At 31.2% G+C, this 24,991-nt stretch carries 25 protein-coding genes, 2 other RNA genes and 1 pseudogene; 13 read left to right on the forward strand and 15 right to left on the reverse strand.

Annotated features, from left to right (window positions below):
• Nucleotides 1–191 precede the first annotated feature (191 nt).
• Nucleotides 192–2,408 carry a tetratricopeptide repeat protein gene (locus tag V9L05_RS17120; protein WP_338813063.1) on the reverse strand — a complete coding sequence of 739 codons (2,217 nt, stop codon included), beginning with the start codon at nt 2,406–2,408 and terminating at the stop codon, nt 192–194.
• A gap of 465 nt (nt 2,409–2,873) precedes the next feature.
• Here V9L05_RS17120 and V9L05_RS17125 point away from each other — a divergent pair, with 465 nt between their 5' ends.
• From V9L05_RS17125 to V9L05_RS17160, 8 genes are all read left to right on the forward strand, one after another.
• A complete protein-coding gene (locus V9L05_RS17125; protein WP_338813064.1) occupies nt 2,874–4,226 on the forward strand; it encodes a metallophosphoesterase in 1,353 nt (450 codons plus the stop codon).
• 164 nt (nt 4,227–4,390) lie between these two features.
• Nucleotides 4,391–4,485, forward strand: an RNA gene (ffs, locus tag V9L05_RS17130) — signal recognition particle sRNA small type.
• Nucleotides 4,486–4,715: 230 nt separating this feature from the next.
• Nucleotides 4,716–4,810: signal recognition particle sRNA small type (gene ffs / locus V9L05_RS17135), an RNA gene on the forward strand.
• 426 nt (nt 4,811–5,236) lie between these two features.
• Nucleotides 5,237–5,536: a hypothetical protein gene (locus V9L05_RS17140; RefSeq protein WP_338813066.1), complete on the forward strand. Its 300-nt coding sequence runs from the start codon at nt 5,237–5,239 to the stop codon at nt 5,534–5,536.
• 246 nt (nt 5,537–5,782) lie between these two features.
• Nucleotides 5,783–6,487, forward strand: coding sequence for a hypothetical protein (locus tag V9L05_RS17145; RefSeq protein WP_338813067.1), 705 nt, complete (start codon nt 5,783–5,785; stop codon nt 6,485–6,487).
• 382 nt (nt 6,488–6,869) lie between these two features.
• Nucleotides 6,870–7,223: a hypothetical protein gene (locus V9L05_RS17150; RefSeq protein WP_338791993.1), complete on the forward strand. Its 354-nt coding sequence runs from the start codon at nt 6,870–6,872 to the stop codon at nt 7,221–7,223.
• Nucleotides 7,183–7,935, forward strand: coding sequence for an ATP-binding protein (locus V9L05_RS17155; RefSeq protein WP_338791992.1), 753 nt, complete (start codon nt 7,183–7,185; stop codon nt 7,933–7,935). Before V9L05_RS17150 ends, V9L05_RS17155 begins: the two co-directional genes overlap by 41 nt.
• Nucleotides 7,928–8,608, forward strand: coding sequence for a response regulator transcription factor (locus V9L05_RS17160; RefSeq protein ID WP_338813068.1), 681 nt, complete (start codon nt 7,928–7,930; stop codon nt 8,606–8,608). The genes V9L05_RS17155 and V9L05_RS17160 overlap by 8 nt, the downstream gene beginning before the upstream one ends.
• Nucleotides 8,609–8,657: 49 nt before the next feature.
• On the opposite strand, the gene V9L05_RS17165 is transcribed toward V9L05_RS17160, so the two are convergent.
• From V9L05_RS17165 to V9L05_RS17185, 5 genes are all read right to left on the reverse strand, one after another.
• Complete coding sequence (locus V9L05_RS17165; protein ID WP_338813069.1) at nt 8,658–8,882, reverse strand: hypothetical protein; 225 nt, start codon at nt 8,880–8,882, stop codon at nt 8,658–8,660.
• A 182-nt stretch (nt 8,883–9,064) separates the two neighbouring features.
• Nucleotides 9,065–10,090, reverse strand: a complete 1,026-nt coding sequence (locus V9L05_RS17170) for a hypothetical protein (RefSeq protein ID WP_338791989.1) — start codon at nt 10,088–10,090, stop codon at nt 9,065–9,067.
• A gap of 89 nt (nt 10,091–10,179) precedes the next feature.
• Nucleotides 10,180–10,845, reverse strand: coding sequence for a hypothetical protein (locus V9L05_RS17175; protein ID WP_338813071.1), 666 nt, complete (start codon nt 10,843–10,845; stop codon nt 10,180–10,182).
• Nucleotides 10,846–10,909: 64 nt separating this feature from the next.
• Nucleotides 10,910–11,599, reverse strand: coding sequence for a hypothetical protein (locus V9L05_RS17180; RefSeq protein ID WP_338813073.1), 690 nt, complete (start codon nt 11,597–11,599; stop codon nt 10,910–10,912).
• A 309-nt stretch (nt 11,600–11,908) separates the two neighbouring features.
• Nucleotides 11,909–12,595, reverse strand: coding sequence for a hypothetical protein (locus V9L05_RS17185; protein ID WP_338813074.1), 687 nt, complete (start codon nt 12,593–12,595; stop codon nt 11,909–11,911).
• A gap of 438 nt (nt 12,596–13,033) precedes the next feature.
• Here V9L05_RS17185 and V9L05_RS17190 point away from each other — a divergent pair, with 438 nt between their 5' ends.
• Nucleotides 13,034–15,145 (forward strand): BatA domain-containing protein, encoded by a 2,112-nt coding sequence (locus V9L05_RS17190; protein ID WP_338813075.1) that lies wholly within the window; start codon nt 13,034–13,036, stop codon nt 15,143–15,145.
• A gap of 16 nt (nt 15,146–15,161) precedes the next feature.
• Here the strand turns inward: V9L05_RS17190 and V9L05_RS17195 are convergent, their stop codons facing one another.
• The 5 genes from V9L05_RS17195 to thiM form a co-directional block, all read right to left on the reverse strand.
• Nucleotides 15,162–15,560, reverse strand: a complete 399-nt coding sequence (locus V9L05_RS17195) for a hypothetical protein (RefSeq protein WP_338791982.1) — start codon at nt 15,558–15,560, stop codon at nt 15,162–15,164.
• Between the two features lie 434 nt (nt 15,561–15,994).
• Nucleotides 15,995–16,810 carry a bifunctional hydroxymethylpyrimidine kinase/phosphomethylpyrimidine kinase gene (thiD, locus tag V9L05_RS17200; RefSeq protein WP_338813077.1) on the reverse strand — a complete coding sequence of 272 codons (816 nt, stop codon included), beginning with the start codon at nt 16,808–16,810 and terminating at the stop codon, nt 15,995–15,997.
• Nucleotides 16,798–17,451 (reverse strand): thiaminase II, encoded by a 654-nt coding sequence (gene tenA / locus V9L05_RS17205; protein ID WP_338813078.1) that lies wholly within the window; start codon nt 17,449–17,451, stop codon nt 16,798–16,800. Before tenA ends, thiD begins: the two co-directional genes overlap by 13 nt.
• Entirely contained in the window at nt 17,427–18,065 is a 639-nt protein-coding gene (gene thiE, locus V9L05_RS17210) for a thiamine phosphate synthase (protein WP_338813079.1), read from the reverse strand. Before thiE ends, tenA begins: the two co-directional genes overlap by 25 nt.
• Nucleotides 18,065–18,877: a hydroxyethylthiazole kinase gene (gene thiM, locus V9L05_RS17215; RefSeq protein WP_338813080.1), complete on the reverse strand. Its 813-nt coding sequence runs from the start codon at nt 18,875–18,877 to the stop codon at nt 18,065–18,067. Before thiM ends, thiE begins: the two co-directional genes overlap by 1 nt.
• A 363-nt stretch (nt 18,878–19,240) precedes the next feature.
• On the opposite strand from thiM, the gene V9L05_RS17220 reads away from it, so the two are divergent.
• Together V9L05_RS17220 and V9L05_RS17225 are read left to right on the forward strand one after the other, a co-directional pair.
• Complete coding sequence (locus V9L05_RS17220; protein ID WP_338813081.1) at nt 19,241–19,564, forward strand: hypothetical protein; 324 nt, start codon at nt 19,241–19,243, stop codon at nt 19,562–19,564.
• Nucleotides 19,565–19,588: 24 nt separating this feature from the next.
• A pseudogene (locus V9L05_RS17225) lies at nt 19,589–20,371 on the forward strand (ISAs1 family transposase); the annotation flags it as partial.
• Here V9L05_RS17225 and V9L05_RS17230 read toward each other — a convergent pair.
• From V9L05_RS17230 to V9L05_RS17240, 3 genes are all read right to left on the reverse strand, one after another.
• On the reverse strand, nt 20,329–20,883 hold the full coding sequence (locus V9L05_RS17230; protein WP_338813082.1) for a hypothetical protein: 555 nt from the start codon (nt 20,881–20,883) through the stop codon (nt 20,329–20,331). The pseudogene V9L05_RS17225 and the gene V9L05_RS17230 sit on opposite strands and share 43 nt — an antisense overlap.
• A gap of 403 nt (nt 20,884–21,286) precedes the next feature.
• On the reverse strand, nt 21,287–21,742 hold the full coding sequence (locus V9L05_RS17235) for a hypothetical protein (protein ID WP_338813083.1): 456 nt from the start codon (nt 21,740–21,742) through the stop codon (nt 21,287–21,289).
• Nucleotides 21,743–21,748: 6 nt separating this feature from the next.
• Complete coding sequence (locus V9L05_RS17240) at nt 21,749–22,030, reverse strand: hypothetical protein (RefSeq protein WP_338813085.1); 282 nt, start codon at nt 22,028–22,030, stop codon at nt 21,749–21,751.
• A gap of 146 nt (nt 22,031–22,176) precedes the next feature.
• Here V9L05_RS17240 and V9L05_RS17245 point away from each other — a divergent pair, with 146 nt between their 5' ends.
• Entirely contained in the window at nt 22,177–22,977 is an 801-nt protein-coding gene (locus tag V9L05_RS17245; protein WP_338811837.1) for an IS5 family transposase, read from the forward strand.
• Here V9L05_RS17245 and V9L05_RS17250 read toward each other — a convergent pair.
• Nucleotides 22,936–23,529 (reverse strand): DUF6695 family protein, encoded by a 594-nt coding sequence (locus V9L05_RS17250; protein ID WP_338813086.1) that lies wholly within the window; start codon nt 23,527–23,529, stop codon nt 22,936–22,938. The two genes, V9L05_RS17245 and V9L05_RS17250, sit on opposite strands and share 42 nt — an antisense overlap.
• Before the next feature lie 455 nt (nt 23,530–23,984).
• Between V9L05_RS17250 and V9L05_RS17255 the strand changes: the two genes are divergently transcribed.
• Nucleotides 23,985–24,785 carry an IS5 family transposase gene (locus V9L05_RS17255; RefSeq protein WP_338811837.1) on the forward strand — a complete coding sequence of 267 codons (801 nt, stop codon included), beginning with the start codon at nt 23,985–23,987 and terminating at the stop codon, nt 24,783–24,785.
• Nucleotides 24,786–24,991: the final 206 nt, after the last annotated feature.

The raw sequence follows: 24,991 nt of genomic DNA on the forward strand, positions 1-24,991 counted from the left end.
TCACGCATTAATAAACAGGGTTAAAACCCTGTTTTTATAGATAGCTTATTTTTTCCATAGAATTGATTTTATAAATCAGTTCTATGGATTTTTTAATTTATGTTGTCGAAGACACTGACAACGGGAAAAAGATTATTTCTATTAAATTTTTAGATTATAACAGATAATTTCACTTGTAAAACAAAATATGTTTATTCTCCATTCAATCCCGAAACAGAATCAGCCTGGTTTATATAAAGTTGTTGTTTTTCTTCATCTTCTTCGATTCCATATAACCTAGCTATTGTTCTATACAACTCTTCTGATTTTGGGAAATAAATAATTGCACCTTCAAGTGTGTAAATGGCTTTTGTTACTTTTCCTTCTTTTTCATAAAGGCTACTTAGTTTTAGATAAGCATCTAAATTTCGCTTATTTTTACTTACAGCTTTCATATACAAATCAACTGCATCTTTGGTTTTATTAGTTGTTGAGTCATTCAAACTTTCACTAACATAAATATTTGCCATTCTATAATAAGCATCTCCAACTACTTCATTATAGTCTGAATCTTTAAAAGAAACTACAAGTCCATAAGCAGCCGTAGCAGAATCAGGTTCTTCCAAAAACTCATAAGTTTTTCCTAAGTATAAAAAGGCTGTTGGGTTCATTTCCAAAATTCCCCACTGTTTAAAACACTCTACAGCTTGATGATAATCACCATTTGCTAAACACATTTTTCCATATTCTTCTTGGGTTACAATAGATTGAGGATTGATTTGAATGGCTCTTTTGTAATAACGCCCTGCTTTATCTTCTTGTCCTAAGTCAGTATAAACAGTTCCTAGAAGTGCAATTGCATCAGCATAACTTGGATAGATAGTAACGGCTTTTCGAAGCTGATCGGCTGCTTTTTCCAAATACCTCGCTTTTTGCCTAAATGAAACCGTACTATCAGCTTCAATAATATAACTTCTTCCCAACATATAACGAAGACGTACACTATTAGGTGAATTATCAACATCAGCTTTCATAAGTGTCATGTCATTTTTCCATGATTCATTTCTAACAACTGTTTTGATGCTGTAAAGTACCAATACTAATGCAGTTCCTACAAAAGTATAAGTATAAACCCATCGTGCAGCCCTTTTTTTGTTAGCAACCAACCAACCAAACAAATCATATAAGCCGAACGCTGTAGCAATACAAAAAGCTAAAGAAGGCAAATAAAGTAATCTTTCTGAAATAATAGTTCCAGGAGAAAGAAAAACAAATTCATCAGGGTTAATTAAAAATTCAGTTACATAAATGAATAGTAAATAACCAATAAAATAAAAATAAGCAAAAGTATAAATTCCTTTTTTCCTAATATTTATAACTGAAATAACGCCTGCACCTACTATTCCCAAAAATGTCATCACTACCCGAACATCTGTCCATTCTTTGATTGTAATTTGATTGAAAGAATAATCGTGAGAAAGATTAATAGGAGCTATTAAAAGTTCTATATATTTGGCAAAAGCAAAAATGAGTGTGCTTATTTTTTGAGACAAATCAGCATATACAAATGGATTATTCAAAATACTGTGCATCAGATGTGCTTGTTCTACATCTTTTGTGAAAAAGTCCCGTAGCTGCCAATAGCCAAAAGCTGTAAATAAAATAGGAATAGCTAAAACAAAAATATCTACTTTGCGAAGTGGAATAAAATAATAAAGAACTAAAGGCAAAATAAACATAAAAGAAATTGCGGTCTCTTCTGTCAAAAGAGCTAGAAAGAATGAAACTGCAACTAAGGGAAGATATACAAAACGAATTGCTCCTCTAGCAAAAGCCGTACGAAGCAATAAATAAGTCATCAAAAGTAACCACAAAAATGAAAGAAGTTCATTTCGCCCTTTTATACTAGCTACAATTTCAGTATGAACAGGATGTGCAATAAAAATAAGAGTAGCTACAAAGGCTAGAATTTTACGAGGACGCTCTTCCAAATAACCAGAAAAAATCCGATTCAAAACAGATAACAAAAGCATTCCTGTAAGTGCATACAAGAGTACATTTATGACATGACTTATGTTTGGACTTTCTCCAAAAAGTGTATATTCAATGGCAAAAGTAAGAAGTGTAACAGGCTGATAATGCTCATTGGCAGGAATAAATTTTGATTTTGAACTATTTACATCTGCATAACTATCTTGTTTAAAGATGTTCATGATTCCATCTACTCCCAAACCTTTATGAGCCATATCACTCTGAGAAAGCAAACGAGAACCTTCTGTTGCATACTCATGTGTAAATGTATTGGCATAAATACCAATAGCAAAAACAACTAGAAAAATACGTTGAAAGATAAGACTAGAAAGCCACTCTCTGCCTAAATAACGAGTGAATTTTTGAAGAGATAAAAGAAAGGTAGAGCGTTGTTTCATCAAAAAAATATTAAGCTATTAAATGTCTGTATGCTAAATTTTATTATTTGAACTCAATTATTTAAAAATTGAATTAAATGAATTGGTATAATCTGTATTTTTTAGTTTTGTCAGCTTTTTTATTCAAACTAGCCTAAAAATAGTAGATAGATATTGATTTTCCTAAAACTTCAAACAAAACTTTGAAGAAAATGAAGCGAAATAATCACAATTAATTAACTACATAAATTAATAGGTAAAACATATCTTAATTAGATAATTTACAATGAAGTTAAATAGTGTTTAATTTCTATCAAATAACGTTTTAAAACTAACCAAACAAAGTTCAATTCGTTTACCAAACTGAATTTATCAATCGGCTTTTTTAATTTACTCGTCGAAATAAATGATAAATTCATATTTTCAAGCTAAAAATAAGCTAAGAAACGCCTTTTTTATACTTCACTTTCCACTCTCTTACTTCTTATGAACCGACAATTATTTTCACTTGTCTTTGTTGTTATACTTCTTTTATTAGATGTTTATATTTTTCAACTTGTCAAAACACTTACTATTTCCTCAAGTGAAAGCACTCGCAAAACTATTCATTTTATTTATTGGGGAATAAATGCTCTGACACTTGGAGGAATTGTAGTCTATAATTTCTTTCCTGCTGACCAAATTCCTTATACATTTAGGCAGTTTTTACTGACTTGGGCATTTATGCTCTATATTTCTAAAATTTTTGGTGCTTTATTCCTTATAATTGATGATGTAATTCGTCTTTTCACTTGGGTATATTACAAAATAAATCCGTCAATTACTCCTGAAATTTCTGATGTCGTAGGAACGACTGCTCAAAATACAGAAGAAATTAAAGAGGGAGCAAATAAAATTCCTCGTTCAGAGTTTTTGATGAAAGCAGGTGTTGTAGCAATGGCTACTCCCTTAGTTACACTTAGTTGGGGAATTGTTTCAGGGGCGCATGATTACACGGTCAGAAAAAAGACAATCGTTTTGCCAAATCTTCCAAAGGCTTTTGATGGAATAAAAATGGTTCAGATTTCAGATGTTCATTCGGGAAGTTTTTTTAATAAAAAAGCCGTTGAGGGTGGAATTGATTTGATTATGAAACAAAAGCCTGATGTTATTTTATTTACGGGTGATTTGGTAAATAATATGGCAAAGGAAATGAAAGACTATCAAGATATTTTTAGTAAACTCAAAGCTCCAATGGGTGTTTATTCTACGTTAGGAAATCATGACTACGGGGATTATGTACAATGGGAATCTCCAGCAGCGAAACGCAAAAACTTAGAAGATTTAAAAGCAACCCATGGTAGAATGGGTTGGAAGTTACTTATGAATGAACACCATTTTTTAGAAACTAATAATGAAAAAATTGCTCTTATCGGAATTGAAAACTGGGGCGCAAAAGGAAATTTTGCTCGTCATGGAGATTTGGAAAAAGCCTATAAAGGAAGTGAAGATGCACCTGTAAAGATTTTACTTTCTCATGACCCTAGTCATTGGGACGCACAAGTAAATGGTTCGAAGGCAAAACTTTATACAGACTATTATGATAAAATGAATATTCAAAAACGAGCTTTCAAAGATATTGATTTGACTTTAGCAGGACATACACACGGAATGCAGTTTGGTATCGATACAGAAGTTTTCAAATGGAGTCCTGTGAAATATATGTATGAACAATGGGCAGATTTGTACAAGCATGAAAACCAGTATCTATATGTCAATCGTGGTTTTGGTTATTTGGGTTACCCAGGAAGAATTGGAATTTTGCCAGAAATTACTGTCTTGGAACTTAAATCTGCTTGAAAAAATACTTTTTAGATATAATTTGAAAATTAATTAATTTACACAAAACCTTGAAAGTAAGTAACTTAAATCATAATTCAAAATTTAAAGACTGTTTTTAGCCAAATTTCTTCATAAATTTTTATTGAAGCTATTGCATGTCTGAAAAAGATTCGTACCTTTGCATCGTAGTCAGCGTGACTAGCTCCTGTTGAACTCCCCCAGGGTCGGAAGGCAGCAAGGGTAGATGGTTGAGCGGTGTATTGCTGGCTACATTTTCTTATGAAAATAGAAGACATTGAAAAGGTATTTTTAACTCAGTTTTATTCTGATTTAGAAATACCTTTTTTTATTGAGTTTTTTTTAATGCTTATTTTTTTCTTCAAAAAAAATACTATTTGTAACTCAATGATTTTTAAGTAGTTATTGAGTTATTTGAAAATAATAAGAAAAAAGATAAAAAAAATACTGACTTTTGCTTGCATCTCTAAAAAAAAGTAGTACCTTTGCATCGTGGTCGGCGTGACTAGCTCCTGTTGAACTCCCCCAGGGTCGGAAGGCAGCAAGGGTAGATGGTTGAGCGGTGTATTGTCGGCTACATTTTTAAGACATTATGAATTGATATTAGTTCTATTTTTAAGAATTTATCCAATTCTATCCTACTTAGTATTCATTTGAATACAAAAAGCATTTCTAATTAAATTTGGAAATGCTTTTTTTTGTTATTTAATTTTTAACCGTTATCACAGTTATTTTTGTGCATTCGTTTGCTAACAAACGAATTTGTCGCTTCCTCAGAAGCATCATTTTGTGCTTTAATCAGGCTTCTGAGGAAGCGTGATTGTTCAGTTCTGCGAACGACGTAGTGCTCAGCGAAGCTAAACTAAACACACATGAATAATTAATCGTGATAACGTTTATTATTTTCTGGTCAATCAATCGCTCAAGTTTAACCAAATGAGGATGTATCTAATAAAGGTGGAGTACTCGCTCAAACTAATCAAAAACAAAAAACAGCCACAGTTACAACGGTGCAAGAGTTTTTAAATGCAATTGGTTCTAATACAATTATTCAACTTAAAGGACATTCTTTTCATATTTCAGATTTAGCAAATTCAGGTAAATCAAGTACAAATTATAATTTTAGAGAAGTTTATGATGGTTATGAATTGCTAATCCATGATGTGAGAAATATCAAAATTATAGGCTTAGGAGATACTCCTGTAAGTCTGTATGCAAAGCCTGAATATGGAAATGTGATTGCTTTTGAGAGATGTAATACTATAACTATTGAAAATGTAGATACAGAGCAAGATTCTATTTGCATATAAATAATTTTGCTCAGTTACTTTAAACTAAATAGAAAATATCCTTTATATTGGTTTTCCAAATTGACTACTTTCAGATTTTAGATGATTCTTTTCAAGGATATTTTTTTTGTCTAAAATCAAATATTACAGACAAACTCTCTACAATTAAATATTCTTTTCTTGCTTGGTTAATATTTGATAAATTTGTTACTTGCATAAACTTTGTTGTCTAATCTAATTATAATACTATTATCCAACGTACTAATCATGAATATATTACAAGTGAAATTGGCTATTGCTAAGTGGGGACAAATTAATAATACGACATTAGGACTAGACTACCTTACTTCTGGTACTGGCTTTGAAATTAGCAGAGAGGAGTATAACAAATGGTTGCAAATCCAAAAGGATACTCAAAAAACTATTGATTCAATCCATGTTTATTTAGGAATATGGGGAATGCAGTTTGTTTTTTTTCTAGTTGATTCTGTCTCTGATGAGAATGAAAACTATGAAATAGGTGAAAATCTTTTCATGAAAAGTTTTGTGCCTAGTTTGGATTTTAGTCCTCCATCTGATGACATTGTTTCTATTCCTTCTGTCGAATTACCTGAAGCTGAAGCTATGAAGCGTTCGCTTAGATGGCAATTATACTCTAAACTATGGTTTAAAAATAGTCAAACTCAATATGCATCAATGCCTACTGTAAATGGCATATTGAAAGCCATGATAGTACCATTTGTAGATTTAAGTAATATATTTGACAATACAAAGTCAGAGCAATTATATTCCTTTTTCGGAATTCAAGAGGATAAAGACTATGGAAATATCATAGAACTAATTCTATGTGATAAACCTATTCCTGTAAATGGCAAGTTGGCAACTCCTAAATTTTTTATGGATGTAACTAAACCAATTCCTCCTTTTTCTCCTTCTGGATATAATTTGTTTGAGTCTGTACCAAAGGCTTAAACAACTTCTAAAATAGAAGTACATATAAATAATTTTGATTATGATATTTTAACCATAACAATTACAGAATTTGAAGGTATTAGAACAACTCATAGACTATTTTTTATATACATCTATACTATTACTTATTCTAGGTTTAATATTACAGATTATTTATAACAAGCGATTATTATTCAAATGGGGTATAATGTATTTCTCTTTTTTACTTCTTATGGAGTTAATATCTCAATTATACCCTATTTTGACAAAAAGTTCTAATTTATTTTTATTTTCTCTATCTTCTTTTCTAAATTTTTCATTTCTGTTTTTTCTTTATTTTAAATATTTTTATCTTTTTGATATAAAAAATATTATTATTGTTTTGTGTTTTTCGCTTTTTCCTATGATTTTACAGTTTGTATTTGGTTATAATGCTGTAAATTTTAATTCTTATGATAGAACTGTATATAGTTTTGCTGTTATGTTATTGAGTATGACAGACATTTATTTTATTATAAGTGGAAAAATGAAATTTAGTAAGTCAAGAATGTTACTAAATAATGCAATATTAGTTTTTTTTGCTCTTGATACATTATTAGCTGCTTCAAATAATTATTTGGTAAGTGAAAATATAGAACTGGTTGCTTGGTTTTGGTTTTTAAGAGCTTTAGCATTGCAGGTGTATTATATTTCACTTATCTACTATTTACAAAAAAATGGACAAACCGATTCACACTTTTATATGGATAACAACTAATATTGGTGTATTATCTGTTTTAGTTGGTTTTATAATCTTACTTAGTAAAACCTATATAAATCGCATTAGAAAAGAAATTCAGGAAAAAAATTCCCTTATCATTTCTCATCAGAAAGAATTAGTAAATAGTAGTATTCAAATTCTTGAACGAGAGAGAGAACGTATTTCATCTGATTTGCACGACGATTTAATTGGACAGTTGTATCGTATCAAATTAATGAATAAAGATGATAAGTTAAACCGACTTCTTGCACAAGGGATTGCAACAGCTAGAAATATTTCTCATGAGCTAACACCTCCTCTGATAGAAGAATCTTCACTAGAAGAATTGATTGCTGATTTTATTGCACCTTATAAAAAAAAATATAATATTACATTAACTTGCTCTATGCTCTTGAGTTTTGACTTAAATAAGCAGCAAAAATTAAATATATTCAGAATTTTTCAAGAATTAATTAATAATATTATTAAACATGCTCAAGCTAATAGTATCAATATTATTTTAAGAGGAAATTCAAAATCTTTTGCTTTCTTATTACAAGACGATGGAATAGGAATACCTACAACTACCTATGGTAGAGGATTAGGAATGAAAAATATAGAATTGCGTATGCAAGTATTAAGAGGTTCTTATCGTTTGAAATCCAATAAACCTATAGGTACTACATTTATCCTTTTATTAAAAAATAATCAATCTAATTCTAATGAGTAATATTATATCAGTAAGTTTGGTAGATGATGATAAATTGGTAGTCGATTTATTAAAAGAATTTTTAGATAGTCAAGATAATATTTCTGTTTCTATAACTGCTTTTGGAGGTATAGAATTTATAGAAAAATTAAAAAATGCTGATTCAATACCTCATGTCGTAATTTTAGATTTAAAAATGAAAGACGGGGATGGAATAGAAGTCATCGAACAAGTAACTAAAAATTATCCTGAATTAAAGATTATTGTTCTTTCGTCTTATTACAAAGCATCTTTTCTAGGCTACATGCTCAAAATTGGAGTTCATGCATTTGTTCCTAAAGAAACAGATAAATTTGAATTACTAAAAATCATTCTTGATGTTCATGAAAAGGGACATTTCTTTACATCTGATCAAGTTGAGGTTGTCCGACAGCAGGTATCTAATAAAGCTCCTATATTAAATATTGAATCTAAAGATGCTTTATCTGAAAGAGAAATAGATGTTTTACAACTTATTTGTCAGCAATTTACTGCCAAAGAAATTGGAGACAAACTATTTATATCTACAAAAACTGTAGAAGCACACAAATCAAACCTTTTACTCAAAACAGGAGTCAGAAATACAGCAGGATTGATTGTATATGCCGTAAAAAATCATATCATTGACCCTAGTGAAATTTTTTTGATGGATTAAATTAAAACAAACTCTATGTTAGATTAATCATAGAGTTTGTTTTTTTAAATTAATGAATATCATGTTGTTCTTCAAGAATTTCTTGCATTACTTGATCTACTTTTTTACGACATTCAGCTAAGGGAGGAGGTAATGGGTTAGGATTTGAGGCTACCCAATTATCATAAGAATCTTGTAATGCAGTTTGTGCATCTCTTCGCACCATAGTTTCAGCCCAATTCCAAATAAGCTCTGGAGTAGTTGGATAAGCGAGATAAACTCTGTAAGTTGGCATAATTATTAAAATTTGATGATGATAAAACTTGCTTACTCTATAGGCTTTTCAGCTTTCGCCACCTGAATGTTATGGATTTCGGTGTTTTTCCTAGCAGTAGAGACAGAAAAAGGATTCTATATTTTTTCTATCTCTAAAACTTTATATGTAATTTGTTTTGCAAATGGTTGATTTTTAGTGAGTTAAGCCCATTTTATTGTATATAATTCAGCTATATTTTTAGGACGAGTTTCTTTTCCTTCTGAAGTAGGATTTGTTTTTGAATTAGCAGTTTTATTTACTGTCATTGCTGCACCTTTATCTCCTGTCGCAATGATAGTGTTCATATCATAATTTAATCCATGATCATGCTTAAGAAAAATATCTTCTTCAAAAGTACTTACATGGTCACCAGTAATTGTACCTGAGTTAGGTGCTGTTCTTTTGCTTGCATCTGGGTCGATAGTCGAACCATTATTCCAAGCTCTACTAAAATATCCTCTCATATCTATTAAAAAAGAACGTCCTCCTGCTCCTCTGCCAAAACGCCCATTTATTACGGAGTCTAACCGAGTATAATTTTCAGATAGTTCCATAGGTTCTTTACAAAGTGATAGTTCTCCAATGGGAGAAGTTTCAGTAGCTATATACTGCTTGCGTTGTCCAATAACTCCCTCTACTATACAAGGCAAATTTTCTAAAGCAACTAATCCTATATTAGCTACTATTTTATTTATCCTGATTGTCATGTTGGGAGTAGATGTTTTGATTGATAAATATACTTTAGTCGTATTTTGTGAGACTTGATGTTGTACCGAAATGGTATTAGTTCCTTTCTCTGCTCTAACTTTAGTTGAAGAGTCTGCTCCATCTGAGATAGAGAAAGTCACATCTCCTTCTGTATCAGTAGTAATGAAAAATTTTGCTGTGATTGTTTTTCCTAAAAGTGTACTCTTTCCTCTAGGAAACTCATCAAGAGCTTGTTTCAAAGTTACTTCATCTTTACTAGCTCCTTTTTTAATTATGAGCTGATTCTGCGTCGTATCAAAATCTAGACTTCCATCAGATTTATTACCATTATAAATCCAACCATCTGGAATACCATATTCAATGGTGTTGCCCACTATTTTTTGGTTACTAAAATATATAAAATTACAATTGTATACTAAGTTTCTCTGTTGCATAGCATACATATAGTCTTCAGTAGAGATAGATACTAGATTATTCATAATATAGATTGTTTATGTGTCAATTAGATTCAATAAGTTATAAGGGTAGGGTTAAAACATCATAAATTCTGTGTTTTGTATGTGTACTATTAAATATCTCCCCAAATAGCACCTCTACTTCTTTTTCTAGCAGCTAGAAATTTTTCATTTACTATACTAGTTGTTTCGGTTTTCCAAGTATTATCTTTTTCTAAAATAACAGTCATAGAATATACATTTGTAGGAAATATAATTTGAATCGCATTATTGATAGTGTTAGTATCTAAAACTTGACCTTCTGTATAGTTTCCAAAGGTTATCCAGTATTCATGTTCTGGCAGAAAGTCATACGTCAGATTAGGTTGTCCTTGACGAATAAAAGTTCCTATTTCAGACATTCCTATTCCTACAGAAACCTTATTGGCAGGAATGCTATCGTCCTGTATAACATAAAAATACTGATTTGTAGAACCTTTTTGCTGATCCATAAATTGATATGCACCGTCCGTATATTCAAGTCTTATTTGATTTGAAGTAGATAATTCAGCAGGACATATCTGGCTTGCCACACATATAGTACCACTAGACAAAGTACCTGTTTCTGACCAAAAGAAACAGTAGGTGTCTTGCCATTTAAAGACTAAACGTGTATCGGGATGAGCTCTTTTTGTCAGCCAAGCTAATGATTCTAAATTTTTGTCACTATTTTTTTGATAGACACAAAAATCTGTTGTGTTTGTACTGTTATTTATAACTATAATAGAATACTGATGCATTATATTGGTTAATTAAAAAAACTTACCTATATCGAAATAATACAGGTAAGTTTTAAGGTTGAATCTATTCTCCCCAAGCTACTTTAGCATTTTTCTCTCTTGCTTGTAGATATTCTGTGTTCATTTGGCTAGTTGGCTTTATTGTCCACTTATTATCTATACCTAAAACAGCTGTCATAGCATATACATTGTAAGGAAACTGAACTGCTGCTGCGCCAGTTATCGACTGTGTATCTAGTACTGTACCTTTTGTGAAGTTTCCAAAACTTATCCAGTATTCAGGATGAGGTGTAAAAGTAAGATTAAGATTAGGCTGAGCTTGCAGAGCAAAAGTACCACTACCAGACATACCTACTCCTACAGATGCTTCATTGAGAGGAATTGTATCATCTTCCATTATATAAAGAGAACCAGATCTAGGTCCTTGTTGAGGTGGTATTGGCTTAAAAGTATAGGCTCCATCAGATTTTGTGAAATTAACCTGATTTTGTGTATCCAAATTTGCAGGAATATTTTGGCTTGCTGTAAATTTCACCCCAGGTCTAAGTAGACCTGTTTGAGACCATACAAAAGAGTAGTCTATAGTCCAATCCATTTCAATTGTAGTACTTGGATGTGCTCTTTTTGTGAGCCATGCTAGAGACATCATATTTGGATTAGAACCATCTGGTGGTTTTTGATAAACACAAGCATCTCCTGTATTGGCAGAATTATTTATAATAGTTAGCGTGTAAATTTGACCTTGATTTGCCATAATAAATTAGTGATTTATGATTATAAAGTTGCAAATTTGTTAATCACATCAACTAGCAACTTTTTAGTTGATGTTATAAATAGAGTAAAAGTTGTAATCAATTATAAATTCTGTGAGAATAAACCAGCTAGAGTTATAAAATTCTTTCTGATTGATTACATTGTAAAGGTGCTACTTTTAAATTTGGTTTAAGTCAGTATAATTACGTGTTTGTGAAAAATAGGGGTAAATACTACTCATGTATGAATGGTATAAAAAAACCTCACAATAGATTTGGTGAGGTTTTTTGACAAAAATATATAATGTTAATTATTGAGGAATCAGAACATTCTCTTGTGTTTTCCAAGGGAAAGCATAGTAGCCAGTTCCTTGTACTGCTTGCATTGCCAAAGTATTACTACAAGCTGTGATGTATTGATTGGTATTAATATCACCATTATTCAAAGCATTAACTGCTACTATCCATTGTGGATCTACACCTTGAGGATTTTGAGTGAGGTAATCAACTACTTGCACGTCTATATTATTACCTGGTACTCCTCCACGATGATCATCTGTTGGTGCTCTACATATATTTACGGGATTCCATGTGATTATAGAGAAAAAACCTCCTAATTTATCTTCAGGATCATTTTCATCAAAATCAAACAATATGTTATAAGGAATATTAGCTGCATTAGCATAACACCACACACTCATTAACCAAGGAGATTGAGCTTGATTAGCCTGAATAAATTGTATTACATCTGTTAAGTTATTACATGCCATTGCCATATTAGCCATCACATCATCTAATACTAAATTGAGCATTTGCTGAGGAACGATATGACCTTGATGATCATATACGTCCTGTCCATTTACTACATTTACAAAACGATAAATAAATGCAGTTGGACGATTCTGAGCATTAAAATTGAAGGAATAAAAATTTGGTGCTCCTGCTGCATTTCTGTACACCTGATTATATCCATATATTCTGTCATAATTACCTGCCATAATATTTGAGTTGTTAAATTAATAATATGTAACAAAACAAACTTACTTCTTATTAATTGATAAGTATATAGTATAATTACGGTATTATTAAATATAGAGAAATTACTATCTAAAGTAATTATTTTCATTACTGGTTTTCTATAATAAAGAGTAATTGCTCGTGATTTTTGTCCATATATTTATGTTTTTTATACTACAAGCTAAAAAATAGGACTCAATCTTAGTCAATTGCCCTAAATATCAAATTTGTGGGATATTTTTAAAAGGCATAAATTAAGTAAGAAGTCCTAAATTTGGTGTGATAAATCTATTAGAAATAGTTTTTATGTTTTTATAGGAAATAGTTTGTTAAGAATTATGTAATTTCGTTTTCAATTTTGCCGTTGTTGGTGTTTTAGCGACAGCGACATCAAAAACAAAACACTTGTACAATTTTATATGCAATTTCTCAATCCTTCTCTTCTTTGGGCTTTGTCATTGATGATTATTCCCATTATCATCCATCTTTTCAACTTTCAACGTCCGAAAAAAGTATTATTTACTAATGTCGAATTTTTAAAGCAAGTTCAGCAGGCTTCTAAGTCAAGAAATCGTCTGAAACATATCTTGATTATGCTTGCTCGTATGGCATTTATTGGGTTGCTGGTCTTGGCTTTTGCTCGTCCTATCTTGCCTTCTAAAAATGCAGATTCTTCTTCAATTTCGGCTAGGCAGCAAGTTTCTATTTATTTGGATAATTCGTTTAGCCTTCAAAATGAACAAGATAATAAACGTCTTTTGGATTTGGGTGCTACTTATGCTCAAACCATTCCTGATTTATTTCCAAAATCAGCTACTTTTCAGCTTTTAGATAATTCTTTTGAAGGAAATACAAATTTTTTCTATCCAAAAACAAATATTACAGACAAACTCTCTACAATTGATTTTAGTGGAATTAATCGCAATATTGAAGAGATTTATAAAAAACAACTTCAAACTTTTGAAGCAAATCAGGAAGGCACAAAAGGAGGAAATATATTTTGGATTTCAGATTTTCAAAAAAATACACTTCCAAATCTTAATGAAATAGAATTTGATTCTGCTTATAATTATTATGTTTTGCCCGTTTCTCCTTCTAAAGTTTCTACTTTATTAATTGATTCTGTTTGGTTAGATAATCCATTTGTTCAGCCCAATACACCACAAAACATAACAATTCGGGTTCGTAATTTGGGAACAGAAGCTATTGAAAATAAAAGTTTGCAATTATTTATTGATAATAATCAAGTTTCGGCAAGTGTAGTCAGTTTACCAGCGCAGAGTTCGAAGGAAATTGAAATGAACTTTTCAATTACCAAAACAACAGGAACAGTTTCAGCCAAAATAAGCATTGAAGATTATCCCGTTTTATTTGATAATGACTATTTCTTTACACTCAGAATTGCACCAAAAATAAATATTCTGAATATATTTGAAAGGCAAAGTGAAGCGCAAACTTATACAAATAATGTTTTTACCAATGCTGATTTCTTTGTTTTTTCTGCGACTTCTACTCAAAACTTAGATTATAATTTACTTCAAAATACAGATTTGGTAGTTTTGGAAGGAATATCTTCTATTGATGAAGCATTGCAACGAGCATTGAGAAAATTTCTTTCTAGTGGTGGAAATGTTTTAGTTTTTCCTGCTCCTAACTCAAAACCAACAGATTTTAATTCTGCTTTAGGAATTTCTGTTCGTGGAATAAATGCAGAAGCAGGTGTTGGTCTTGCACTTTTACCTCCATCTGAAAATGAACCATTTTTTGAAGGCGTTTTTGAGCAAATTTCACCTTCTATGTCTATGCCTGTTGCAACGAGTGTTTGGTCTGGACTTTCATCTGGACAATCCATTTTAAAATTTAGAAATGGACAACCTTTTTTGATGCGCCAACAGACAGCAGAAGGAAACGTTTTTGTTTGTTCTGCACCTTTAGAGAATAATTGGAGTGGATTCGGAAAACATGCTCTTTTTGTTCCGACTATGTACAAGATTGCACTTAGTAGTTTATCACAAGCTGATTTATTAGCTTATAATTTGGAAGAACAGACGGCTATTCTATCTTTAGATTCACTTCAAAAAAATAGTGTTTTTGAGTTAGTTCCTTTGCAAAATAATTCTACTCAAGAAGCTACAAGTCTAAATTCTACAAACAATCAGGCTATAATTCCATCTCAGCGTATTTCTGGTAATAAAATCATTTTCGAAATTCCTCGTTCTTCGCTTAAAGCAGGTGTTTATCAGCTTCGAAACAAACAAACAGGGAAAATAGAAACTTTGCTTGCCTTCAATTATTCAAGAAAAGAATCGTATTTAGATTTTCATACAAAAGAAGAACTCACAAAAGCATGGGCAGAAAAATCAAATGTTCAGGTTTTTTCGTTGAATGATGGTGATGCTCAGGATTTTGCAACTACTTTTAAAGAAAAAAATGAGAATATTCCTTTGTGGAGGTATTTTATTATCGCTGCTTTGGTTGCTGTCTTTGTGGAAGTAGTTTTGGCTAGAGTTTTTAGTAGGGCTTCAGAGTAGACTAATAAATGTGTATCTAAATTGCAAACATAGGGTCTTCTAAAATTGCTTTAGTAGCAATTTCGAACGAAATATCATCATACATATAAAGTGGTTCCCATTTTCCAGTATGTCTAAAATAGGCAAGGTTGAAGCGATTTTCTCCGTAATATTCTAAACGAGCTAATCCTATATCAAAAAAATTTTGAGTACCATTTTCTCCAGTTTTATATTTTTGCATGATATAGAAAAAATTACCTCGCCACTTACTGAAAATATCAACACAGTGATTAAATTCTTGAGGTTCTAGAATTGGTTGGATTCTTTTTTTTAGTTCTTCAATTATTGGTTCAAATTGGCTTGATATAGCCGTTTTCTGTGTTTTTGTTGCTGTAGGAGAGTATACCCAACCCATTTGAGGTTTTGATTTTGCCATAATTTTTGTTTCTAATTGATAGTGATAAAATTTTTTTGAGTAAAGTTTTTGGTATAAAAAATACTTGATAATTTACTTTTTTATAAAATTGTCTTTTTGTTTTTATCCTAATATAGCAATTTTAAAAAATATATATTTGAGATAGTAATTGAGCAAAATTAACTATACATATAACTGATTAGCAAGTGATTTATATGATTTTTAAGATTAAATGCAAGATAAATAAAATAAAAAATATAAATATAGTTTTTACATATAATTAAAATGTATTAATGTATTATCCTGTAATTATCATACTAATCATATAAATCACTCGCTAATTCATTTGTAATTTGTATTTAATTTTGTCCAACTACTTATCAATAATTATTTTGTATTTTGAACATGGTTTTTCCTATTCTTGAACAACTTCTTCAAATCTATTGTTTACCTAATTATTTTAATCCAAAATGATTAATAGCTCCATTTCCTTTGCCTAAAGTTTTGTTTTTTCCTTGTTCTATGGCTTGGTTTATATAATGACATCCTTTTTTTACTGCGTCTTCTAAATTATGTCCCAAGCTCAAAAAAGCAGCAATACTTGATGACAAACTACAGCCTGTTCCGTGAGTATTTTTAGTATCTATCCAAGGATTTTTTATGATTATTACTTTTTTATCTTTATGTAGGTATAAGATGTCAGTAATTTCGTTTTCCTTAGACTCTAAATGCCCCCCTTTTAATAAAACAGATGTATTGTATAATTGCCCGATTTCTATAGCTGAATTTTCTAGGTTATCTAACTCAATTGAATGTCCTATTAATAATTCTGCTTCAGGAATGTTGGGTGTAATTAAACTGGCTTTTGGGAGAAATTCTTTTAAAGTAGAGATAGCATCATTGACAATAAGTTTATCTCCAGAAGTAGCAACCATTACTGGGTCTAGTACAATATTCTTAACTTTATAATGACTCAGTTTCTTTGCAACGGCATCAATTACTTCAGAAGAATGTAGCATTCCAATTTTTATTGCCCCAAACTCAATATCACTTAATACTGCATCCAATTGTTTTTCTATATGAGAAATAGGTATGGGATGTATATCCAATATTCCTTGTGTGTTTTGAGCTGTAGTAGCTGTAATTACAGAGGCTGCATAAGCACCAGAGGCACTAATACTTTTAATGTCTGCCTGAATGCCTGCACCTCCTCCAGAATCACTTCCTGCAATGGTTAGGACGCTACAATAAGATGTTTTTATATTTTCCATTGTTCTTTATTATATGCACTATCCCAAAATATCCATTCTAATTTTGATGCTTTTTTAAAGGCTACTTCCATTTTGCTCAATACTTCATCGGAAGCATTTTTTGCATATCTGTTCGTAATTTCTACTGCCTTATTTACCGAGTTTTCAAAATCTTCTCCTCCATAGGTATTTATCCAATCTTGGTAAGGATTATTTTCTTTGTTGCTTTGATGATGAAGTATGTAGTCTCCTATTTCTTTATATATTGTAAAACAGGGCAATACAGCAGCTAGAGCTTCTTCTAAAGAATGATTATTTACGATACGTGCTAAATATCCTGTATATAATTCACAACTAGGAGATAGTTCATTACTCAATTGTTCGTTATCAAGAAAAACTTGATGTAGTGTATTTTCGACGTTTATAATTCCTGTTGCTGAATTTAGAAAAAATTGAGTGTCGTTTGTATTTTCACACTTAACACTTAATAAGGCTAATATTTTCTTATATTCAGATAAATACAATGAATCTTGATTGATATAAAACTGAAATATATCTTTAGAAAGAGTGCCATTTGTTAATTCAATAATAAAAGGATGAGCTTTTATTTCTTCAAGTATAAAGTCAGTTTTTTCTCTTACTGTATTAAACCAGTTTGACATATAATTTCTTTTAATAGTTTTGTTTCTTGTTCAGGATATTCTGCTTTAGAGATAGCAGATACTACTGCAATACCGTTAGAGCCATTTTTGATAATATCTACAACATTCTCTTTTTTTATTCCTCCAATACAGACAATGGGTTTTGAAAATAATTTTCTAATCATTTTCAAACCTTCAATGCCTAAAGAAGGAGCTAAATCTGTTTTCTTTGTGTGAGTATCAAAAATTGGAGATATGCCTATATAATCAACAGTCAATTTATTAGCTTCAATAGCTTGTTGGGAGTCGCTTACTGATAAACCGATTATTTTACTATCACCTACTAATTTTCTGGCTATTTTATAAGGCATATCTGCTTGTCCAATATGTACTCCATCTGCATCTACTGCTAAGGCAATATCTATTCTGTCATTAATAATTAATGGAACATTGTAGGAATGACAAAGCAGCTTTGATGTTAAGGCACGTTTGTAAAAGGAATCTGTATTACAAGATTTTTCTCTTAGTTGAATAATAGTTGCTCCACCTTTCAATGAGTCTTCTAAAACTCTGAAAAAGATAGTATCATCTGTAATGCTATCATCTGTCACAAACATTAAAGAGTAATCTATCATTAGACATTTAATTTTATTTCCTCTTTTTGTAATTTTATTTCTGTCTTTATAATTTCATCAGACAATAGATATAAACTATCTAAAAAATTAACTTGAAAACTACCTGTTCCTTTTGATAATTTACTCGCCATATCACCAGCTATTCCCATAATTGCCATTGCAGTAGTAGAGGCTAAATGAATATCAGATTCAACAGCAATACAAGCTCCTACTATAGATGTTGCAGTACATCCCATACCTGTAACTTTTGGCATTAATGCACTTCCATTAGAGATTTTATTTACAGCATCCCCTGTGATAATATAATCTACTGCACCACTTACAACGATAGTATTATTTAGTTTCTTTGATAAATTAATAGCTCCTTCAACAGCATCTTCTGTTTTCATTGTACTATCTACTCCTTTTGTACTGTTGCTTAGTTTGCATAGAGCCATAATTTCAGAAGCATTGCCTCTAATTACATTTGGAGTAGCTGTTTCTATAATTTTTTGTGCAGTTAGGGTTCTATATGTGGAAGCTCCTATCCCTACAGGATCAAAAACGAAAGGAGTATTAATTTCTTTAGCTTTTTTGGCAGCCAACACCATACTATCTACCCATTTATCGCTCAGAGTACCCATATTAATTACTAAAGAGGATGAAATAGAAGTGATTTCTTCTACTTCCTCAATGGCATGTGCCATAACAGGGGAAGCACCTATAGCCAATAAAGCATTTGCAGTAGTATTCATCACAACATAGTTAGTAATGTTGTGTATAAGTGGGCTTTTAATTCTGATAGCATTTAATACGTTTCCGATGTTGTTCATTTTTTAGTGATTGGTTGTAATGGTTTACCCAGTTTGAGGGCATTTTTTCAAAGATAATAATAATTATTGTTTTGAAAAAAAGATTTTTCGCAGGCTATTTTTAACCTTATTTTTGAGCGAAATGATGCAGAAATGAACTAATAGATGGTATTTTTCTCTTTTCATAGGAAAGTCATTTGGGTCTACTGACAACCCTCAAATTATAGCGTTTTTTTACTTTGACAGTCCTTTCACAAGGCTGTCAATGGTTAAAAAATACGGAGTTAATTTATATTGACAGGGTTTTCTTATAAAAAACAAAAGAGTAAAAAAAGTTTAATTTTGTATTACCAAGTACCAAATTAATCCTAATTTACTCTTCATATGTACAAAGAAAGTAGTTTTTATGTTCAATTACAAAATTTAGTAGGTTTAGATTTGCGAGATTGCCGAGGAAAGATCCATAATTTAGCCTTTGTTTTACTAGGTTTAAGTATAGCCCTTTTACGCAAACGTGACGGAAGTTTATCAAGTCTTCACCGTAGCATGGAAAATAAACATCAAGAGTTATGTGATTTTTTAGAGTTATCTAAGCCTATTAAAGTCATATCTCGCTCTCATTTACCAGTTTGTTTAAAAAAAGTATTTCTTCCTCATTTTGAAAAACTATTATTTGAAAATTATGGAATAGAGTTAAGTGATGAGTAAAAAAAGTGGTTTGCAGGTGATGGTAAAGGATTGCGTGGAAGTATAGGAAAAGGTAAAAAACGTGGAGAAGTGCTAGTACAATTAGTAGATCAAGAAAATAGACAGGTTTTAGGACAATCGTATTACAATGGAGACAAAGAAAGCGAAAAGCCTTGTATTCGTAATTTATTAGCAACTACCCAAGCTACTGGGCAAAAAATTAGTTTAGATGCACTTCATTTATCTCCATCTACCTGTGAATTAATTAATGGAGCAGGAGGTATTTTTTTAATTGGTTTAAAGAATAATCAAGCAGTATTATTGGAAGATAGGATATTTTGTAGCCAAACTTCAAAAGCCATATTGCAAAGCAAAAAATGGGAAAAAGGACATGGAAGAATTGAATATAGAAAGTATGAATTATATGATATTAGCCAAGAATATTTTGATCCACGTTGGGGAAAAGTAGATTTTTGCTCTTTAGTTAAAGTAGAAAGAACACGCACAGATACTAAAACGCAAGAAGAAAGTAAAGAAACTTCATTTTATATTTCCAATGAAAAAACACAAGAAGGAGAACAACTTTTTAGAGCTGTCCGAAATCATTGGCAAGTAGAAGTAAATAACAACATCAGAGATACTACATTTCAAGAAGACCAACTCAAAACAAAAGAAAAATCTATTTCAAAAGTGGTAGCAGGACTTAGAACACTCAGTTTAGCACTTTTGAATAAGTTAAAACCTAACAATATGGTGGCACAACTTAAAAAATTTCAAGATAATTTTCAACTCCTACTAAACTTTCTTAACCAAGTCAATTTTTTATAAGAAAACCCTGATTGTACTTTTGGACTTTGTATAGTTTGAGTTGTGGACGGACTTACTTCTGGAACTCCTCCAATTTCTATTTCTTGTTGTATCGGATAGGTGTTTATTGTTCCTGCTGCTGCACTTCCCAAAGACAACAAAATATCTTTTTTAGCTTGCTTAACTCCTTTATTAGGGTCGTGTTGGGCTATTTCTGGGTCATTAGTGGCAAAGACAAGCGCACTAATTTTGTCTCCCTTTTCTACTTTTATGGTTTTAGAAATAGGTTTATCAGCATTGGTAAGACGTGCCGAATAACTACCTTGCTGGTCTTTGAGGTCTGTTCTTGCTTCTTTTACATGACTAAAAGATTCTTCTTCACTCTTTGCACTATCTAGTTCCATCGTTAGGGTATAACGCCCTGTACGTTGTTCTTCTTTCTCAAAAGCAAGGCGTAAGTTGCCCAAATGGTCTTTGTAGTGGTATTCTCGTACATAACTTCCTTGTCTATAAACCATCCTTCCCTCTGGCATTGGAAAAAAGTCTAGTATATCATCTTTGTACTGGAAACCATTTACATAATCTATTTTTTTCTTTTCTCCATCTTCTGAAACTACTTTTTGGAGTTTTGAACCTGCACCATTGTAGGTATAAATTATTTTATCAAGTGCATTACCTATTCTATTGATTTGAGTAGGTAATTCAAAATGATTATAAGTGAATTCTATATCATTATTTTAAGAATAAAACCAATTACACACAAAAATACCTACACTCGCAAATCTAAGATTTGCCATACTGATAAATCGTAGTCGCAGACAACGCTTAACAATAAAAACAATCTAAGCCCAACGAGATTCTATACAATGTTTGTCTTTTGAATGAAGGACGATCTAAATAAAAATCTCTCATATTCATTCCTATATCAACCAGGATTTAATTATTAATTTTAATTATCTTATTTAAATCTGTTTTATAAATGAGTTCTAGGTAGCAAGAACGTTCTATAAAATATATATTTCCATTTTCACGATTGAAAAAACTAATTTCTGTAGGTAAACTTTTACAATCTGAACATAATCTATATGGAATAATATGTTCATAATCTATATACACTATATAATCTCTTTTTTGTTTTTCGCTTATATGTAATCTAATGTCTTCGCCTGCAACTAACAGTGAATCTTCATTATAATAAATGGATGGGATTCTTAAATACTCCAAACTATCTCGCCAATTTCTAAGCTCTTTTAACTCTAAAACAGAAAAAAATAAAAGTGTATCTTTTTCAGTGATAATCTGAAGAGTAGTGTTACCAGGATATAAACTAATTTGAGAATTTTTTAAATCAAAAACTTTTCCTTTACGACTCTGCATATTTTCATAATACATTGTAGATTATTTTTTTCCGTCTATATCATAAAAATCAAAACCATAAATATGATGATATATTTTATTCTCTTTCTTAAGATAATTTGAGAATATACTCCACTGATAAACAGGCATATCCTCAAATCCAATATTTAGTAAAGATGCTTCTTGTGGAACATTTGTGGGGCGAACTATAATTGCATCACTAGATGAACTTGAAGTATTTAAATCTTTTTTTATAGGTTTGCTACATCCATAAACAATTAAACTTATTATTAATAACAAGTAAGGTAATATTATTTTTTTCATTTATTGGGTAAGGTTATAATTTTAAAATCATAATCATCAGCTATATCTTCAGAGCCTGTTCGAGTTTAGATACATAAAAAAGAACATCAGATTTTTTTATTAGTTAAGTTATTGATTTTCAGTTACTAATTAAAATATCAATGACTATGTTTACTAATGAATATTTATCTGATGCTCTTTGGCAATATATGAAAAAATTTATACCTTTTTCGTACTTGGAAAGAAAACGCAAACACAGTTTGTATAATATCTTTTCAGGACTATTTTACATCACTCGTTCTGGCAGTAGTTGGCGTTTACTTCCCAGTAGTTATGGTATTCCTTGGAGTAGTTTGTATGACTACTTTAGCAAATGGCAGAAGATGGGTTGGTACAAAAAACTTTTGGACAAGTTGGTCACAAGAGAACGGTTGGCTCAAGGTAGAAATGCTAAACCCTCTTTGGGTTCTATAGACTCTCAAAGTGTACAAAGTGTATATGGAGGGGAAGCTATAGGTGTAGATGGTTACAAGCTCAAAAAAGGACGTAAACGGCATATACTGGTAGATACGCAAGGAAATTTACTAGAATTAGAGATTAGTCCAGCCAATGAAGCTGACGTGAATCAACTTGCTTATCTAGCTTATTTAGCTCAATTTAGAGGAAGAAAATTCTTTAAAATTCTTGCTGATGCAGGCTATAGAAGTGCTAGTTTGGCTGCTGAAATATTTAGTCAAACAGGAGTACAAATTGAGATTGTCAATAGTCCAAGAAGAGAAAAAAAAGAGGATAAAGCATTTGTACCTCAACCCAAAAGGTGGGTAGTAGAAAGAACTTTTGCTTGGCTTAATCAAAACAGAAGACTAAAAGTAGATTATGAGAAAACTGTAGATTCTGCTAAAGCATTTGTGTATTTAGCTATGATTTTAAACCTCATAAATAAAGGGGCTAGAAGAAAGAAAAAATAAAAACTCGAACAGGCTCTCAATATTTGCTTCTCCTGTAAAGGTATCCCAATCCCAATCAATCCCTCCTGCATCGCCAACCCCTCGTGCAAATTTCGCACAGTAAGAACCACAAGATAATAGATTATAGCCACAAGAATACCCTCCAAAAGGAAGATACCCCATACTTTCAGCTTTCCTCGCATAATTGAGCATTGGTTGATAATTTAATCCTTTTGCTAAGGCTCCCATAATAGTACCATAGCCTTTAAATATAGTGGAATAATGCAAAGAAGTAAGAATAGCCGTAACATTTTCTTCCTCAGTTTTACTAAAATTCCAATCAGGAATACGTAATTGACTAAAATTTTTACTAGAACGTACAGCACCTTCATCAGTTCCTCTTTTTCTTTTGATGTCAGGACGAGTATATCTTCCAAAATCAAAATAACTTGTTTTGCCTTTACTATCAATTATAACAATCCCTGCATGCCCTACTTTAAATTTTCCATCACCCTCCCCCACACTACTCACCACATTCTGCGCTCGTTGATTACGAGAAGAAACAAGGGTCATTTATTTTAAGTATAAAATAAAAAACACAAAATATATACGCTGATAAATCGTAGCCACAGACAACGCTTAACAATAAAACAATCTAAGCCCAACGAGAGAGGGTATCAAAAGTTCTTTTAACACTTTGAGCTTGAGTCAATATAAACTTGAATTGTAATTACTCCATGTTTTAGGGTAAAATTTATTATGTTAATTTCAACTAAACCATAATCTTTTTTATCAGATTTTAGATACACACTAGACTGAAAGCGTCCAGAAATTAATCCATCTAAATGAAATTTTATTTTTTCATTTTGTTCTTGATTAATTGAGGTATAAACATAATGCTTATTACCTTTTATAATATGATTGTAGTTATCAGAGCCTGTTCGAGTTTAGATACATAAAAAAGAACATCAGATTTTTTTATTAGTTAAGTTATTGATTTTCAGTTACTAATTAAAATATCAATGACTATGTTTACTAATGAATATTTATCTGATGCTCTTTGGCAATATATGAAAAAATTTATACCTTTTTCGTACTTGGAAAGAAAACGCAAACACAGTTTGTATAATATCTTTTCAGGACTATTTTACATCACTCGTTCTGGCAGTAGTTGGCGTTTACTTCCCAGTAGTTATGGTATTCCTTGGAGTAGTTTGTATGACTACTTTAGCAAATGGCAGAAGATGGGTTGGTACAAAAAACTTTTGGACAAGTTGGTCACAAGAGAACGGTTGGCTCAAGGTAGAAATGCTAAACCCTCTTTGGGTTCTATAGACTCTCAAAGTGTACAAAGTGTATATGGAGGGGAAGCTATAGGTGTAGATGGTTACAAGCTCAAAAAAGGACGTAAACGGCATATACTGGTAGATACGCAAGGAAATTTACTAGAATTAGAGATTAGTCCAGCCAATGAAGCTGACGTGAATCAACTTGCTTATCTAGCTTATTTAGCTCAATTTAGAGGAAGAAAATTCTTTAAAATTCTTGCTGATGCAGGCTATAGAAGTGCTAGTTTGGCTGCTGAAATATTTAGTCAAACAGGAGTACAAATTGAGATTGTCAATAGTCCAAGAAGAGAAAAAAAAGAGGATAAAGCATTTGTACCTCAACCCAAAAGGTGGGTAGTAGAAAGAACTTTTGCTTGGCTTAATCAAAACAGAAGACTAAAAGTAGATTATGAGAAAACTGTAGATTCTGCTAAAGCATTTGTGTATTTAGCTATGATTTTAAACCTCATAAATAAAGGGGCTAGAAGAAAGAAAAAATAAAAACTCGAACAGGCTCTCAGAAATATTATAAGAGTGGTACTTTATATTAAAAAATAATATGTCATTATTTTTCAGTATTTTATCAGTTAAATTAGAATTTTCTTTACAAATCTGACTTAGGCTACTTAGTAGCTCTTGTTGAGTTGAGATATAAATTCCTTTATTATAATCACGTATATAAACAAGTATACTTCTTAGGTCTTTAT

It is taken from the genome of Bernardetia sp. Wsw4-3y2 (assembly GCF_037126295.1).
Lineage (GTDB): Bacteria > Bacteroidota > Bacteroidia > Cytophagales > Bernardetiaceae > Bernardetia.

Coding starts and splice junctions, on each gene's coding strand:
- V9L05_RS17170 (WP_338791989.1), bottom strand. CDS start 10,090: ATGAATAATCTAGTATCTATCTCTACTGAAGACTATATGTATGCTATG.
- V9L05_RS17120 (WP_338813063.1), bottom strand. CDS start 2,408: ATGAAACAACGCTCTACCTTTCTTTTATCTCTTCAAAAATTCACTCGT.
- thiD (WP_338813077.1), bottom strand. CDS start 16,810: ATGGAAAATATAAAAACATCTTATTGTAGCGTCCTAACCATTGCAGGA.
- thiE (WP_338813079.1), bottom strand. CDS start 18,065: ATGATAGATTACTCTTTAATGTTTGTGACAGATGATAGCATTACAGAT.
- V9L05_RS17150 (WP_338791993.1), top strand. CDS start 6,870: ATGATTTTACAGTTTGTATTTGGTTATAATGCTGTAAATTTTAATTCT.
- V9L05_RS17235 (WP_338813083.1), bottom strand. CDS start 21,742: ATGTATTATGAAAATATGCAGAGTCGTAAAGGAAAAGTTTTTGATTTA.
- tenA (WP_338813078.1), bottom strand. CDS start 17,451: ATGTCAAACTGGTTTAATACAGTAAGAGAAAAAACTGACTTTATACTT.
- V9L05_RS17250 (WP_338813086.1), bottom strand. CDS start 23,529: ATGACCCTTGTTTCTTCTCGTAATCAACGAGCGCAGAATGTGGTGAGT.
- V9L05_RS17145 (WP_338813067.1), top strand. CDS start 5,783: ATGAATATATTACAAGTGAAATTGGCTATTGCTAAGTGGGGACAAATT.
- V9L05_RS17255 (WP_338811837.1), top strand. CDS start 23,985: ATGTTTACTAATGAATATTTATCTGATGCTCTTTGGCAATATATGAAA.
- V9L05_RS17160 (WP_338813068.1), top strand. CDS start 7,928: ATGAGTAATATTATATCAGTAAGTTTGGTAGATGATGATAAATTGGTA.
- V9L05_RS17230 (WP_338813082.1), bottom strand. CDS start 20,883: ATGCCAGAGGGAAGGATGGTTTATAGACAAGGAAGTTATGTACGAGAA.
- V9L05_RS17175 (WP_338813071.1), bottom strand. CDS start 10,845: ATGCATCAGTATTCTATTATAGTTATAAATAACAGTACAAACACAACA.
- thiM (WP_338813080.1), bottom strand. CDS start 18,877: ATGAACAACATCGGAAACGTATTAAATGCTATCAGAATTAAAAGCCCA.
- V9L05_RS17220 (WP_338813081.1), top strand. CDS start 19,241: ATGTACAAAGAAAGTAGTTTTTATGTTCAATTACAAAATTTAGTAGGT.
- V9L05_RS17185 (WP_338813074.1), bottom strand. CDS start 12,595: ATGGCAGGTAATTATGACAGAATATATGGATATAATCAGGTGTACAGA.
- V9L05_RS17240 (WP_338813085.1), bottom strand. CDS start 22,030: ATGAAAAAAATAATATTACCTTACTTGTTATTAATAATAAGTTTAATT.
- V9L05_RS17180 (WP_338813073.1), bottom strand. CDS start 11,599: ATGGCAAATCAAGGTCAAATTTACACGCTAACTATTATAAATAATTCT.
- V9L05_RS17245 (WP_338811837.1), top strand. CDS start 22,177: ATGTTTACTAATGAATATTTATCTGATGCTCTTTGGCAATATATGAAA.
- V9L05_RS17125 (WP_338813064.1), top strand. CDS start 2,874: ATGAACCGACAATTATTTTCACTTGTCTTTGTTGTTATACTTCTTTTA.
- V9L05_RS17195 (WP_338791982.1), bottom strand. CDS start 15,560: ATGGCAAAATCAAAACCTCAAATGGGTTGGGTATACTCTCCTACAGCA.
- V9L05_RS17155 (WP_338791992.1), top strand. CDS start 7,183: ATGGACAAACCGATTCACACTTTTATATGGATAACAACTAATATTGGT.
- V9L05_RS17165 (WP_338813069.1), bottom strand. CDS start 8,882: ATGCCAACTTACAGAGTTTATCTCGCTTATCCAACTACTCCAGAGCTT.
- V9L05_RS17190 (WP_338813075.1), top strand. CDS start 13,034: ATGCAATTTCTCAATCCTTCTCTTCTTTGGGCTTTGTCATTGATGATT.